General features: G+C 63.6%; 12 protein-coding genes. 10 read left to right on the top strand and 2 right to left on the bottom strand.

Annotation, left to right across the window (positions count from 1 at the left end):
- The first annotated feature begins 7 nt into the window (after window positions 1-7).
- The 10 genes from EAY64_RS03950 to tpx all read left to right on the top strand — a co-directional run bounded on the left by EAY64_RS03950 (window position 8) and on the right by tpx (window position 11,915).
- A complete protein-coding gene (locus EAY64_RS03950; RefSeq protein ID WP_103523493.1) occupies window positions 8-775 on the top strand; it encodes an ABC transporter ATP-binding protein in 768 nt (255 codons plus the stop codon).
- Between the two features lie 157 nt (window positions 776-932).
- The gene (locus EAY64_RS03945; RefSeq protein WP_411267235.1) at window positions 933-2,210 is read left to right on the top strand and encodes a hypothetical protein; all 1,278 of its coding nucleotides are present in this window, start codon (window positions 933-935) and stop codon (window positions 2,208-2,210) included.
- A gap of 3 nt (window positions 2,211-2,213) precedes the next feature.
- Window positions 2,214-2,996 carry a hypothetical protein gene (locus tag EAY64_RS03940; protein ID WP_103523491.1) on the top strand — a complete coding sequence of 261 codons (783 nt, stop codon included), beginning with the start codon at window positions 2,214-2,216 and terminating at the stop codon, window positions 2,994-2,996.
- Window positions 2,996-5,815, top strand: a complete 2,820-nt coding sequence (locus EAY64_RS03935; protein WP_103523490.1) for an ATP-binding protein — start codon at window positions 2,996-2,998, stop codon at window positions 5,813-5,815. Before EAY64_RS03940 ends, EAY64_RS03935 begins: the two co-directional genes overlap by 1 nt.
- Window positions 5,816-5,887: 72 nt before the next feature.
- Window positions 5,888-7,117: a DUF2399 domain-containing protein gene (locus EAY64_RS03930; protein WP_103523489.1), complete on the top strand. Its 1,230-nt coding sequence runs from the start codon at window positions 5,888-5,890 to the stop codon at window positions 7,115-7,117.
- A gap of 82 nt (window positions 7,118-7,199) precedes the next feature.
- The gene (locus EAY64_RS03925) at window positions 7,200-8,063 is read left to right on the top strand and encodes an MBL fold metallo-hydrolase (RefSeq protein WP_103523488.1); all 864 of its coding nucleotides are present in this window, start codon (window positions 7,200-7,202) and stop codon (window positions 8,061-8,063) included.
- An 803-nt stretch (window positions 8,064-8,866) separates the two neighbouring features.
- The gene (locus EAY64_RS03920) at window positions 8,867-9,769 is read left to right on the top strand and encodes a DMT family transporter (protein ID WP_103523487.1); all 903 of its coding nucleotides are present in this window, start codon (window positions 8,867-8,869) and stop codon (window positions 9,767-9,769) included.
- A 42-nt stretch (window positions 9,770-9,811) separates the two neighbouring features.
- A complete protein-coding gene (gene hisC, locus EAY64_RS03915; protein ID WP_103523486.1) occupies window positions 9,812-10,870 on the top strand; it encodes a histidinol-phosphate transaminase in 1,059 nt (352 codons plus the stop codon).
- Window positions 10,871-10,919: 49 nt separating this feature from the next.
- Window positions 10,920-11,309 carry a carboxymuconolactone decarboxylase family protein gene (locus EAY64_RS03910; RefSeq protein WP_045847912.1) on the top strand — a complete coding sequence of 130 codons (390 nt, stop codon included), beginning with the start codon at window positions 10,920-10,922 and terminating at the stop codon, window positions 11,307-11,309.
- A gap of 108 nt (window positions 11,310-11,417) precedes the next feature.
- Entirely contained in the window at window positions 11,418-11,915 is a 498-nt protein-coding gene (gene tpx / locus EAY64_RS03905; protein ID WP_103523600.1) for a thiol peroxidase, read from the top strand.
- 75 nt (window positions 11,916-11,990) lie between these two features.
- On the opposite strand, the gene EAY64_RS03900 is transcribed toward tpx, so the two are convergent.
- Entirely contained in the window at window positions 11,991-13,274 is a 1,284-nt protein-coding gene (locus tag EAY64_RS03900) for a HAMP domain-containing protein (RefSeq protein ID WP_103523485.1), read from the bottom strand.
- A gap of 92 nt (window positions 13,275-13,366) precedes the next feature.
- Window positions 13,367-13,791 (bottom strand): methyl-accepting chemotaxis protein (locus EAY64_RS03895; RefSeq protein WP_147456171.1); only part of this gene is annotated, 425 nt, incomplete at its 5' end.

Genomic DNA, 13,791 nt, shown 5'->3' with positions numbered 1-13,791 from the left:
AGCAAAGATGGAAAAGCTAGTCGTCAAAGACCTGCACAAAAGCTATGGCAGCCATGAAGTGCTCAAGGGCATCTCGCTCAAGGCCAAGGCCGGCGATGTAATCAGCATCATCGGTTCCTCCGGTTCCGGCAAAAGTACCTTTTTGCGCTGCATCAATTTTCTGGAAAAGCCCAACGCCGGCAGCATCAGCCTGAGCGGTGTCGACATCAGCCTGCAGAAAAACAAGCAGGGCGAACTGATTCCGTCTGACCAGAAGCAGCTGCAAACCATGCGCTCCAAGCTGGCCATGGTGTTCCAGCACTTCAATCTGTGGGGTCACATGACGGTGCTGGAAAACGTCATCGAAGCCCCCATCCATGTGCTGGGCCTGTCCCGCGACGAAGCCATTGCCCGCGCCGAAAAGTATCTGCGCAAGGTGGGGCTGGATGCCCAGGCCCAGGCCAAGTACCCGGCGCACATGTCCGGTGGCCAGCAGCAGCGCGTGGCCATCGCCCGTGCACTGGCGATGGAGCCGGAGGTGATGCTGTTTGACGAGCCTACCTCGGCACTGGACCCGGAACTGGTGGGCGAAGTACTGAAAGTGATGCAGACCCTGGCCGAAGAAGGCCGCACCATGATTGTGGTGACACACGAAATGGGCTTTGCCCGCAATGTGTCCAACCACGTCATGTTCCTGCACAAGGGGCTGGTGGAAGAAGAAGGCCACCCGGACGAAGTGTTCGGCAATACCAAGAGCGAACGCCTCAAGGCCTTCCTCTCCGGCAGCCTGAAGTAAGGCACTTTCCGGCCAGATCACAAGCGGCTTCCCGTTCGGGGGCCGCTTTTTTCATGTTCTGGTGCGGAGACCGGAGTGGCCAGTCATTCGACATGCGTTGACTTACCCCCGTCCGGCCTTGGACAATCCGCTTTTGCTTTCTCAAGCCGGAATGCCATTGGAATCGCTCGCCGACTTCTTCCAGCCGGGCATCGCGCCGGATTCGCTGTCCGGCGTCAATCGCCTGCAACAAGCCTGGCCTTATCTGTCTGTCTTCGTCACCCTGTTTCGTGGTGGTGACGAGGAGGTGCTGATGCGCCTGTTGGTGCTGCGCGAACTGGGTGGCCGCGCCGATGCCCCGCGCTGGACGCCGCAGGAAATCGCCCAGCGCTTTGCCTATCTCAACGACACCAAGCTGGCCACCATTCTGGGCCGCCTGCGCGAGGGTGAATTGCTGGTGTATGACAGCGATGGCGGCCAGTACCAGCTGTCCGAAGGCGCCCGCGTGGCGCTGGCGGCGCTGGCCACCCTGATCGACTTTGCCGGTGACGATGTCGAACTGGGCTATCTCACCAGCCAGGTGGCTGCCGGGCAGGCGGTGGGGCAGTTGTCCGATGACGCCCTCAAGCACCTGCTGGCGCGGCTGAACGAGCTGTACGGCGAGTTTGAAGAAGCACTGGAATCCCAGTCCGAATTCCGCATCCGCGCTGCCCAGCACCGGCTGGAAGCGGTGTGGCGCTGGGTGGCCAAATCAACAGAAGTCATCCGCAGCCTGACCGCCGACGACACCCTCAGCCTGTCTGCGCTGAATCAGGCCCAGGCCATCGCGCTGGCGCAAAGCCGCATGCTGGCGCTGGCCGGCACCTTCGAGCGCCGTCTGGCGCAGCTGGCGGCGCAGCGGGTGCATCTGGGCAGCTCCGGCCTTACCTCTACCGATATTGCCGACTGGCTGCGCCGTCAGGCGGTGGGCCAACTGGCCGATCAACTGACCGGCTGCCTGTCCATCAACCCGGAACCGGCCTTCATCGCTACGCCGGAGCTGGCCGACATGGCGGAATTCGAGCTGCTGGCGCGCGAGCGGGCCAAGGCCGGCAATACCACCTTGCCCGGCAGCGTGGCCGCGCCCCTGTCCGGCGAGTTGGAAGTGGAGCGCCTGTTCGCCGCCGAAGCCATGTACGACGAGCTGCTGACACTGGGCCTGCAACTGGGCGAGAGCGGGGCAGACCACATCCCCATCCAGCAGGCGGTGCTGGCCGACAGCTACAACGAAACGGCTTATCGCCTGTCGCTGCTGTCGCTGATTGGCGATCCGGAAAGTCATGGCGATGCCAGCATCGTGGCTGCGCTGGCCAAATTGCCGTTCACCCTGCACGGCGGCGAAGCCGTGATCGAACCCGAACACCCGGAAGTCGCCACGCTGTCTGATGCGCGCCTGCTTCCCCATACCCCGAATTAATCCATGGAACAGCAACTGAAAACCCTCACCGCCCGCCTGCTGGCCCAGTGTGTGGTACCGCGCAGCGATGCGCTGGCGCGCAAGGCGCTGCTGGATGACATTTTCCGCCAGGAGCTGGACAAACGGCTGGCCGATGTCGGCCTGCGGCTGGTGGAGAACCCCTACGCCGAATACATCGCCGTCGCCCTGCTGCCGGAAATGACCGAACCGGTATTCGGCAGCGGCGAGGCCTGGCTCAACAATAATCTGGGGCTGCCGCGCGATGGCGTGGCACTGCTGGTGATCCTGTGGGCGCTGATCATCCTGCCCAAGCGCGAACGGCAGATTGCCCGCGTGGAAGCCGGGCGCGAAAACCAGAGCGATATGTTTGGCGCACAAAAGCCGCTGGAAACCGGCGAGGGCGTGTCCACTGGTGTGTCGGAAGACGCGCTGTATGCTGATTTTGGCAAGGCGCTGGGCGGGCGTACCCGCTTCAATGCCAATCTGGGCCGCTTGGTGAACCTGGGCTTTGTGGTGCGCCGTAACAAGTGGCTGGACGAAGGCCCGATGCTGGACCTGATGATCGACTACAGCCAGCTGGCCCCGCGCATCATCGAGGGTGCCTTGTCCGAGGTGCTGACCCAGCGCCGCGAGCAGGCCGCTGGTGCACTGGCCGACAAGACCGCCAGCGCCATTGCCCTGGCGGTGGCGCAGCCGGCGGTGATGGATGATGGTTCCAGCCTGTTTGCCGATGTGGCAAGCCCCGATGACGACGTACAAGCCCCCGCGCAAGAGGAAGACCGCTGATGTTCCAGATGAAATCGGTAGAAATGGTGCACTGGGACTTCTGGCAACGACTGGCGGTGCCGCTGGACGCGCAGATTGTCACCATCATCGGCCCCAATGGTTCGGGCAAGACCACGCTGCTGGATGCCATGCGTACCCTGCTGGCCATCAAGTGTTCCGGCAAGCGTGATTACAAGCGCTATGTGCGCAACAACCGCGAGCCCTTTGCTTACCTGCGCGGGGTGGTGGATAACCCGCGTCGCCCATCCGGCGGGCTGTATCCCACCCCGTTTTTTCCCATTGTCAGTGATGCCGTCACCCTGCTGTGCCGCATCAAGAAGCAGGGCGGCGACTGGGTGCGCCATTACGCCATTCTGGATGGCGATGTGCCGCTGGAACTGGCCGAAGCGCAGGCGCAGTGGCTGGGTGTGCAGGAATACCGCCGCCGCCTGGAAGTGGCCGGCCTCACCCCGGCGGTGGGCGAGGTGCTGGCGCTGGAGCAGGGCGATACCGACAAGCTCACCGAATACAGCCCGCGCCAGCTGCTGGACCTGGTGTTTCAGGTGTTTGGCGACAAGGATGTGCTGGACAACTACCAGCGCGCCCGCGACGAACAGCGCGCCACCGAGCTGGAACTGGAAGCGCTGACCCGGCAGGAAGAAGCACTGGAAGTGCGGGTGGAAACCATGAAAACCCGCGCCGGGCGCTTCCTGGAGTGGCGGCAATTGCAGCAGACCATCAGCCGTCTGCAAGACGAAGCCTTGCCGGTACTGGGCTATCTGGATGGCAAGAACGCGCTGGGCCAGACCTGGCAAAACTACCGCGCCGCCTATGGCCAGCTTAGCCGTACCCGGCGCGAGCACCACGACACCCTGCAGCTGGTGGCCAAGCTCAAGGCGGCCGAAGTAGCCGCTGCCGAGGCCCGCGCTGCCGCAGAGCATGCCCGGGTGCAGGTGCAGGAGCAGTTCATGGCGGCCAAGGCCGAGCATGCCAGCGTCAGCGGCCAGCTGAAAGAGCGCGACCGCCTGCAGGCGCTGGCCAGCCGTGAATACGGGGCCGATGCCGCTGCGCTGTCCGACAAGCTGGCTGGCTTGCGCGGCGAGGCCGAGCAGCTCAAAGACGGCCTGCGTGATTTGAACCGCCAGCGTATCGACCTGAAAAATCATGTCGAGGCACTGGAAATCGGCCGTGGCCGTTCGCCGGAAGAAGTACGCCAGTTCAAGGCCGCGCTGGACGAGGCCAATATCGGCCACGCCATGCTGTCCGACATCATCGAGGTGATGGACGCCGGTTGGCAGGGCGCGGTGGAAGCCATGCTGCGCCCCTACCGCCATGTGGTGTTGCTGGAAAATCCGCAGCAAAAGGGCGAGGCCTGGCGCTTGGGCGAAAAACTGCGTTTCCGCCATTTCGTGGTGCCGGAGCGCAGCAGCCCGCCGCCGGCGCGCAAGGGCAGCCTGCTGGAAGTGATCCGCTTTTCCGCCAATGCACCAGACTGGCTGTATCAGCAGCTGAACAAGGTCAGCCGGGTGGAAAATGCCCAGGCCGGCGCAGGCGTCGATGGCGACTGGATTACCCGCGACGGCTATTTCCGCGAACGGCGTGGCGCGCGCCATATCGGTGTGGCCGCACATGAGTTTGCCTTTGGCGAAGGCGCACGCCAGTCGCGCCTGCTGGCGCTGCGCGATGAGCTGAAGCAGCTGAATGTGCGCATTCTGGCCGATGAAGAACAACTGGTGGCGATTACCCGCGAAGCGGCTGGCCTGGCCGAATACCTGGGCGGCATGGATGCCATCCGCCAGCTGGATAGCCGTGCCGAAGAATTCGCCGCACTGGCCACCCGTCTGGCCAGCCTGCAACAGCAACAGCAGGAACTGGGCGCACAGCTGGCCGAAGCCAGCAGCACCAAGGATGCGGCGGATCAGCGTTATGGCGATGCCCGGCTGGAGCACGACCGCATCTGCCAGCGCGAACAGGAAAGCCTGTCGCGTTACGACGGCAAGCGCCAGGAGGTGGAAAACCACCGCCGTCAGCTGCGCCGCCTGCTGGCCGAATTGCGCGAATGGGCCACGCGCCTGCCGGCTGATGCCTTGGCCGCCGAGCATGTGGCCGCGCTGGAAGACGAGTACGAAAGTGCCGCCGATGCGCGCCATCAGCTGAATTATCTGCAAGAGCGGCTGCAAGGTGGCGAATGGGAAACCGACGAGTCGGTACTGGCGCTACGCGACAAGCTGGCCGACGATCTGACGCAGATCGACCGCGAACGGCAGCGCCGCCAGAGCGAGGTGGACCGCTCGCGTGAACTCACCGACGACGCCCGCGCCGCCTATATGGGCAAGCTGCGCGCCACGGTGCGCGCCTATGGTGCCAATATCAAGCGTCTGGGCGAACTGGCCGGCATCGGCGTGGATGTCGAATTGCCGACGCTGGAAAACGACGATGCCGCGCTGGCGCAGGCCGGGCTGACGCTGCGCTTCAACTTCGACCAGAAGGGCCTGATGGGCATGAACGACGGCGAAGCCTCCGGCGGCCAGCAGGTGATGAAGTCGCTGATCTTGCTGATCGGCCTGATGATGGACGAGGCCAATCCCTCCGGCTTCGTGTTCATCGACGAGCCTTTCGCCCACCTGGACATCTTCAACATCGACCGGGTGGCCGGCTTCCTCAAGGCCACCGAGGCGCAGTATCTGATCACCACGCCCAACACCCACAACATCAATATCTTTGCGCCGTCGGAACTGACGCTGGCCACCCGCAAGAAGCGGCCGGGCGAGCAGTGGGCCCCGCCCATCCTGCAAACCCGCCGCCGCGTGGACGCTGCTGCGCCCGACGCCGAGGCCTGATGCCAGCTCGCCGGCAGGAAACTTGTTTGCTGCTGGCGGTCTACTCTTTTCACCCTTCACTGGCAGAACCCCATGTCCAGCTGGCTTGCCCGTATTTCCCCTGAACTGGTCGAACGCCTGCCCATCGGCGCACGCGGCCACCATCTGCTGCTGCAACCCACGCTCGCTCCCACACCGCTGCTGTTGCCGCAGGCCGACCAGGCCCTGCTGCAGCGCTGGCTGGCCTTGCGCGTGATGCGCCAGCGCTGGACCAGCTTGCTGGGGCAGGGCAGTGATGCGGCGCAAGCGGAAGACCTGCTGCGGCGCTTACTGGAATGCGGCTGGTGCGAGGTGGAGCTGCATGCCGAACCGGGCCGGCTCGGCCAGTGGGAGCCGTTTTGGGTTAGCTGGCGCGAGGTCTACCAGCTGCGCAGCCTGATCGGCCTACCGGATGCCGATGCCCGCGACGAAGTCGTGCAACTGTGGCGCGGCTGGCAGCCGCAGAACGCCATCCTGCAAGGCCTGGCCGACAGCCTGGCCCAGCGCCTGCAATCCTCCACGCTGGAGCGGCGGCTGAAAATCGCCCAGGCGCTGGATGGCTGGCTATCGGCCGGACTATGGGGCACCGAGCGCCAGTTCTCGCAATATGCGCTGGGGCGCAGCAAGGCCTTTGGTGAGGCCGACCGGCGCTGGCTGGCCGAGTTCGGCATTGCGCTGGAAGCCTGCGGCATCTCGCGCCATACCCCGCATGTCTTCCTGTCTGGCCCGCTGGAGCTGTATGCCGCTGGCCAGCTGCTGCTGTCGGCCGGGCTGTTGCAAAGCGGGCTGGCGCTGGCACCGGAAGCACTGCAACAAGTGGATGCCATCCGCGGCCCGCTGCAGATGGTGCGCATCGTGGAAAACCTCAGCGTGTTCGAGGTGCTGACGCGGCAGGCCGAACCGGTGCTCACCATCTGGGTGCCGGGTTACCCGCACCGGCGCTGGCTGCAGGCGGTGGGCCATCTGCTGGCGGTATTGCGCTTGCCGGTGCAGGTGGCCTGCGATCTGGACCCGGCCGGGGTGGCCATCGCCCTGCAGGTGGGCGAGCTGGCCGGGCAGGCCGGCTGCGCCTGGCAGCCTTGGCGCATGCAGGCCGACGAGCTGACACTGGCGCATGGTGGCCAGCCCTTGAAAGAGGAAGACCAGCAGGCACTGGCTAGGCTGGCCCGGCTGCCGCTGCCACCCATGTTGGCTGATCTGTGCGCCGCCATGCTGGAGCGCCAGCTGAAGGTGGAGCAGGAGGCGTTGTTCATCGGCCACTGCGAGGAGGGGCAGGCTGGCTGAGCATGGCCGTGCCTGCAAAGCGGATGACAGAACCGAGCGCTTGCTTGATAATCATCGGCACTGCATCTTGAGCGGAGCAACCATGCGTACCCTGACTTCCCTGCTTGGCAATTCCCAGAAACTGGACGGCGGCGCCATGTTCGGCAATGCGCCGCGCGCCATGTGGAGCCAGTGGCTGGTTCCGGACGAGCAACACCGTGTGCCGCTGGCCTGTCGCTGCCTGCTGGTGCGCGAGGAAGACGGCCGGCGCATTCTGCTGGAGGCCGGTATCGGCGCCTTTTTTGCCCCGGAGCTGAAAACCCGCTACGGCGTGGTGGAAGACGGCCATGTGCTGCTGGACAACCTGGCGGCCGCCGGTAGCAGCCACGAAGATATCGATGTGGTCATCCTGTCTCACCTGCATTTTGATCATGTCGGCGGCCTGCTGGCCGCCTGGGATGGCGGCCCGGCGCGGCTGCTGTTTCCCAAGGCGCAGTTCGTGGTCAGCCGCACTGCCTGGCAGCGTGCCAAGGAGCCGCATGCCCGCGACCGCGCCTCCTTCATTCCCGAACTGATTACCCTGCTGGAAAACAGTGGCCGGCTGGTGCTGACCGATGGCGAAACGCCAGACTGCCTGCCGGTGGATTACCGCTTTCACCTGAGCGATGGCCATACCCCTGGCATGCTGTTGACGGAAATTCCGCTGGGCGAAGGCCCGGTGCTGTATGCCGCCGACCTTATCCCCGGCGCGTCCTGGGTGCATGTGCCCATCACCATGGGTTACGACCGCTTCCCGGAACAGCTGATCGATGAAAAGCGTGGTTTGCTGGATGACTTGCTGGCCCGACAAGGACGGTTATTCTTCACGCATGATCCGCAACATGCGCTGGCCCGCGTGGCGCGTGATGGCAAAGGGCGGTTTCACGCTGCCGATGCGCTGGCACGGCTGACGGCGCTGGCCAGCTGACTGTGGCATTTGTTTAACATTTTGCACGCTGGCAGCGGTCTTGCAGCGTGCTCGTCGGCGGCGGCCTTTCCCGGCTGGGGCCTGCCGCCATCCTCCTGCCTGCTCTGCAAGTGATTGTATTATTTGATCAAACAATTACGTAAAAGATATGTGATATTCGGTAAGTTGTTGTTTGTATGATTGTATACAATAATTTTTGATCAATTGTGTTGGAAATATTTCACAAAAACATCGACAGACCATCAGCTGCCCGCTTATGCTGACCGCTTCTGACTGGATGCTGTCCGGCGCGCCTTGACGGCGGCCGCAGCAGCTCCTTGCAGTTTGTTGATGGGGAATACATCTCGTGGGGGATGTCGTTGACCGGGGCTACGGCTCCGGTTTTTTTTTGCTTGGCCAGCGATGCAGGCAAAAGACGTCGTGTCGATGCCAACCGTTATGTGATGCGCCCCAATCCCCGTGGCGCGCGCCGTTGTAGCCGGGATCGGGCAAGGTTTTAAGCCGCCGCACTGTTTGAGCCATTCGACCTTAGTGAATGGCGAGTCCGGCGGCGCCTTGCCCGGCGCGGATACTGCGGAAATACCCGCAACCCGGGGTCGCCTAGGGGAGCTGGCGAGGCAGCTCCCCTGCCTGCACGGCGGGCAGCCCCGCCATGAAAACAGTTCCGCGTAGCGGGCAGAGGAACTGGGAAGACGCAATCTTCATCCCGGTCTGCTCGCAGACATGAGTGCAGACATGAGTGCAGGCATGCTGCACCGCAAAATAGTTGCCAGCCTTCCACCCGGCATGGCATGGTTCAAGCCATGACTTCACCGCGTTCTTCCAACACAATTGCCTATTGCCTGCTCACCTTGGCCGCCCTGTTCTGGGCTGGCAATTTCGTGCTGGGCCGTGCCGTCCATGCCAGCATCCCACCCTTGACCCTGTCGTTTGGCCGCTGGCTGATTGCCTTGTGCATCCTGCTGCCGCTGGGACTCAAGCCCCTGTTGGCCCAGCGTGCCCTGTGGCAGCCGCACTGGCGGCGCATCATCCTGCTGGCCTTGCTGGGCATCGCCGCCTTCAATTCGCTGGTGTATCTGGGTTTGCAGTCCACCAGCGCCACCAACGGGGTGCTGCTCAATTCCTTCATCCCCATCCTGATCGTGCTGCTGGGGGCCTTGTTCTTCCGCATGCCGCTGAATCGTGGCCAGCTGCTGGCAGTGCTGCTGTCCTTTAGCGGCGTCTTGTTGCTGGTGGCGCATGGCGAGCCAGCGCGCTTGTTGGCTCTGGATATCAATCAGGGGGATGCACTGGTGTTTGCCGCCATGCTGGCCTGGGCGCTGTACACCCTGCTGCTGCGCGGCCTGCCGGCGGAGCTGGACCGGCTGGGCCTGCTGACCCTGCTGGTGGCCATCGGCTTGCTGGCCATCCTGCCGCTGTTTTTGCTGGAATATGCCCAGGGACGGCGGGCCGTGCCGACTCTGTCCACGCTGGCCAGCTTTGCCTATGTCGGCACGCTGCCTTCGGTGCTGGCTTATTATTTTTACAATCTGGGTGTGGCGCGGGTGGGGGCGGCGCGGGCCGGCAGTTTCATCCACCTGATGCCGGCATTTGGTGCCGTGTTGTCCATGCTGCTATTGGGTGAAGCCATTCATGGCTATCACCTGCTGGGAATTGCTGCCATTCTGGGCGGCGTGTTGCTGTCGGCACGCAGCGCAGGACGTTAATGTATGCAGGCTGCGTTTGGCGTAGCCGGGAAAGGTTGAATCATGAGTCGTTTCTGGAGTCCGGTGGTGCATCAGCTCACGCCCTATGTGCCGGGCGAACAGCCCAAGCTGGATACGCTGATCAAGCTCAATACCAATGAAAATCCCTACGGGCCGTCGCCCAAGGTGCTGGCGGCCATCCGTGCGGCCACCGACGACAGCCTGCGCCTGTATCCGGACCCGAGCGGCGATAAGCTGAAAGATGCCATTGCCAGCTACCACGGTGTCAGCCGCCCGCAGGTGTTCGTGGGCAACAGCTCGGACGAGGTGCTGGGCATTGTGTTCCAGGCACTGCTCAAGCATGAACAGCCCTTGCTGATGCCCGACATCAGCTATGGTTTTTACCCGGTGTACTGCGGCCTGTTTGGCATTCAGGCGCAGCAGGTGCCGCTGGATGACAGCCTGAGCATCCAGGTGGAAGACTACCGCCAGCCCTGCGGCGGGGTGATTCTGGCCAATCCGAATGCGCCCACTGGCCGCCTGCTGCCGCTGTCCGCCATCCGCCAGCTGCTGGATGACCATCCCGACCAGGTGGTGGTGATCGACGAAGCCTATGTTGATTTTGGCGGCGACAGCGCCATCGCGCTGGTGAATGACTATGCCAACCTGCTGGTGGTGCACACCCTGTCCAAATCCCGCTCGCTGGCCGGGCTACGCGTGGGCTATGCCATTGGCCAAACCGAGCTGATCGAGGGGCTGGAGCGGGTGAAAAACAGCTTTAACGCCTATCCGCTGGACCGGCTGGCGCTGGCTGGTGCGGTGGCGTCCTTCGAGGATGACGACTACTTCCGCCACACCTGCCAGGCGGTGATGCGCACGCGGGAACAACTGACTGCGCAATTGCAGGCACTGGGCTTTGAAGTATTGCCCTCGGCGGCCAATTTCGTGTTTGCCCGCCACCCGCAGCACGATGCCGCCATGCTGGCCACCGGCTTGCGCCAGCAGGCAGTGATCGTGCGCCACTTTACCGCGCCACGCATCAATCAGTATCTGCGCATCAGCATCGGCACCGATGCCGAATGCGCGCGGCTGGTGCAAGTGCTGGGCAGCCTGTTGTCCTGAGCCGCGACCCACCCCCGGCAGAATCCCTTCATCTTCATAAGGAGCAGACATGAGCGAACAAGACCGCGCCGCCGGCAAGGCCCGCCGCACCCAGGTGATGGGCGAGGCTTTTGTCGAACGGGCGATGAGCAATCTGGATGGTTTTTCCGCCCCCTTGCAGGACTGGCTGAACGAGCATGCCTGGGGCAGCACCTGGCAGCGCGAGGGGCTGGACCTGAAAACCCGCAGCCTGATCACCTGCGCCATGCTGGCCGCGCTGGGCCGCAGTACCGAGCTGAAAGGCCATGTGCGCGGTGCCATCAATAATGGTGCCAGCCTGGTGGAAATCCGCGAGGTACTGTTGCACAGCGCGGTGTATGGCGGTGCCCCGGCGGCGGTGGAGGCTTTCCGCAGTGCGCGTGAAGTGCTGAACGAGCTGGGACTCAAGCTGGAAGAATAGACGGACTGGTATCAGGGTTGATTTTCTGCCGCCAGGCCCCACACTGAGTGCATCCCCACCCCTGTGGCCAGTCACAGCATTGGCTGCTCTTGCTTGAAGGACATGAAGATGGCATCTGTAACCCTGCGCGGTAACCCGGTTGAAGTGGCTGGCACCCTGCCGGTCAAGGGCGACAAGGCTCCGGCCCTGACGCTGACCAATGGTGATCTGGCCGACGTGACCCTGGCTGATTTCGCCGGCAAGAAGAAAATCGTCAACATCTTCCCCAGCGTCGATACCCCGACCTGCGCCACCTCGGTACGCAAGTTCAATGAAAAGGCTGCCGGCAAGGCCGACACCGTGGTGCTGTGCGTATCCGCCGACCTGCCGTTTGCCCAGAAGCGCTTCTGCGGCGCCGAAGGCATCGAGAACGTGGTGAACCTGTCCACCTTCCGCAATGCCGACTTCCTGCAAGCCTGGGGCGTGAAGCTGGCTGCCGGCCCGCTGGCTGGCCTGACCGCCCGCGCCGTAGTGGTGCTGGATGCCGACAACACCGTGCTGCACAGCGAGCTGGTCGCCGAAATCGGCAGCGAGCCGGATTACGAGGCCGCCCTGGCTGCGCTGTAATCAGCCCCGCGCTACACGGTAAACGTAAAACGGCAGCCATTACTGGCTGCCGTTTTTCATGGGCAAATCACCACCTCAGCCGGCGTCGTGGGCCTGGGCGGTATGCGGTCCGCTGTGGCTGGCGCGGATGGTGGTCTCGCCCTGTGTGCTGCCTAGCACTTCCGGGCGACTGCCCAGTTGCGACAGCTTGTCGCGGTGGCGCTCTGCCAGGCGCTGGTAGTGTTCGTCGGAGCGGCGGAAGAAAATCAGCTCCTTGTCGGTCATGCGCCTGACCTTGGTGGCCTCCACCGCCGCCTCGTGCGCCAGCAGGCTGCTCTGTTCGGCCATGTCGCGAATGCGCAGTCCCAGCTGGCTGATATCCTCGACGGCGCGGCCCAGTTTTTGCAGCTCGGCCACCGTGCTTTCCAGCTTGGCTTGCAGGCGCGTGCTGGACAGGCCGCCCGCTTCGCGGCTTTGCTGCAGGATGTCGGCACTCAGCCCGGCCAGCAGCTGGGCCACTTGCTGGCTTTGCTCGCCATACTGGATTTGCTGGCGCGTCTGCTCCACCACGCGGGTGGTCAGCTCCAGCACCTGCTGGCTTTGGCCTTCGCTGTGGATGGCCGAGACATGCACGTCCTGCATCACCTCCAGCAGCTTGTCCAGTGCCAGGTTGACATGGCGGGCGGCCTGGCCAAGCTCATCCTGGCTGGTGTCGGGCAAGCGGGCAGCGGTATTGCCGGCGGCAATCTTGTCGGCAGCCAGGCACATCATCAGAATGCGGTTTTTCAGGGCGCGGGCGGTCGCCAGCTGCAGCAGCACCACGACGATGCCCACCAGCACCAGCGGGCCGAGAATGGCAAATAACAGCCGGCCCACCGTGGTCTGCATGTCGGCTTCGACCATGCTCAGGCCATCGTGCTCGGCCTGCAGTTGCTGATCGATGGCTTCGATCAGCGGCAACATGTGCATCTTGTAGGCGGCATCCGGAATGTTCAGCGCATCTTCCGGCGAGGTTTCGGCAATCTTCAGTGCGCTGGCAATCTGGCGGGTAAAGGCTTCCCAGCGCTGGGTCAGTGTCTGGTCGAAGCTGTCGCGCCGTTCGCTGGGCAGGGCGGGCAGGATGTCACCGCGCAGTTGCTGTACCTGCCGGCTGGTATCGGCCAGCTGGCGGGCGGTGCTGTCCAGCATGGGGTCGGCGCGCGCCAGGCTGAGCATGGCGGCTTTCAGTTGATTCAGGTGGGCCGACAGCGCCTGACGCTGGCGGTATTGTTCGAATTGATGGGTCAGCGAATACAGTTGCACACCGGTCAGCGACAGTGCCAGCACCAGGCTGAGCAGGGTGAAGGCAATGGTAAGCCAGAGGCGTTTGACGAGCGACATGGCAGGCTGTCCACAATGGAAAGCCAACACGCTACGGCAAGATCATGACGCGGGTGTGACGGTTTTATGTCAGGTCACACCCGGATGGCGGACTAGGCTGCGTGCAGGCGGAACCAGCTGAGCGCCTGGTTCAGCACGCTGGCCGATTCTGCCAGCTGGCGCATGACCGGGCTGGCGTCGCGCATCTGTTCGTCGATGGTACTGGCCAGGTGCGCCAGTTCGAAACCGTGCTGGCGGATGCTGTTGCCGGCCTCGCTCTGTTGCTGGCGCGAATGGCTGATATTGCCCATCAGCTCGTCCAGCCTTGCCAGGGTTTCATCCACGCTGGAGAGGGCGGCATCCAGCGATTGCTGGGCATGCTGGTTGTCGTGGCTGGCCTTGCCGGCGGTATCAATGGCATCGCCCAGCGATTGCTTGACAGTTTCCACCTTGGCCAGGCTGTCGAAAATGCGCGAGGTGGCGCTGGCGGTACGCTCGGACAGCTTGCGCACCTCGTCGGCCACCACGGCAAAGCCAC

This window comes from Aquitalea palustris (assembly GCF_003693445.1).
GTDB classification, from domain to species: domain Bacteria; phylum Pseudomonadota; class Gammaproteobacteria; order Burkholderiales; family Chromobacteriaceae; genus Aquitalea; species Aquitalea palustris.
This window is presented reverse-complemented; position numbering and strand designations above follow the sequence as displayed.

Excerpts from the sequence above, each read along its gene's own strand:
- EAY64_RS03950 (WP_103523493.1), top strand. The coding sequence starts at position 8 with ATGGAAAAGCTAGTCGTCAAAGACCTGCACAAAAGCTATGGCAGCCAT.
- EAY64_RS03940 (WP_103523491.1), top strand. The coding sequence starts at position 2,214 with ATGGAACAGCAACTGAAAACCCTCACCGCCCGCCTGCTGGCCCAGTGT.
- EAY64_RS03935 (WP_103523490.1), top strand. The coding sequence starts at position 2,996 with ATGTTCCAGATGAAATCGGTAGAAATGGTGCACTGGGACTTCTGGCAA.
- EAY64_RS03930 (WP_103523489.1), top strand. The coding sequence starts at position 5,888 with ATGTCCAGCTGGCTTGCCCGTATTTCCCCTGAACTGGTCGAACGCCTG.
- EAY64_RS03925 (WP_103523488.1), top strand. The coding sequence starts at position 7,200 with ATGCGTACCCTGACTTCCCTGCTTGGCAATTCCCAGAAACTGGACGGC.
- EAY64_RS03920 (WP_103523487.1), top strand. The coding sequence starts at position 8,867 with ATGACTTCACCGCGTTCTTCCAACACAATTGCCTATTGCCTGCTCACC.
- hisC (WP_103523486.1), top strand. The coding sequence starts at position 9,812 with ATGAGTCGTTTCTGGAGTCCGGTGGTGCATCAGCTCACGCCCTATGTG.
- EAY64_RS03910 (WP_045847912.1), top strand. The coding sequence starts at position 10,920 with ATGAGCGAACAAGACCGCGCCGCCGGCAAGGCCCGCCGCACCCAGGTG.
- tpx (WP_103523600.1), top strand. The coding sequence starts at position 11,418 with ATGGCATCTGTAACCCTGCGCGGTAACCCGGTTGAAGTGGCTGGCACC.
- EAY64_RS03900 (WP_103523485.1), bottom strand. The coding sequence starts at position 13,274 with ATGTCGCTCGTCAAACGCCTCTGGCTTACCATTGCCTTCACCCTGCTC.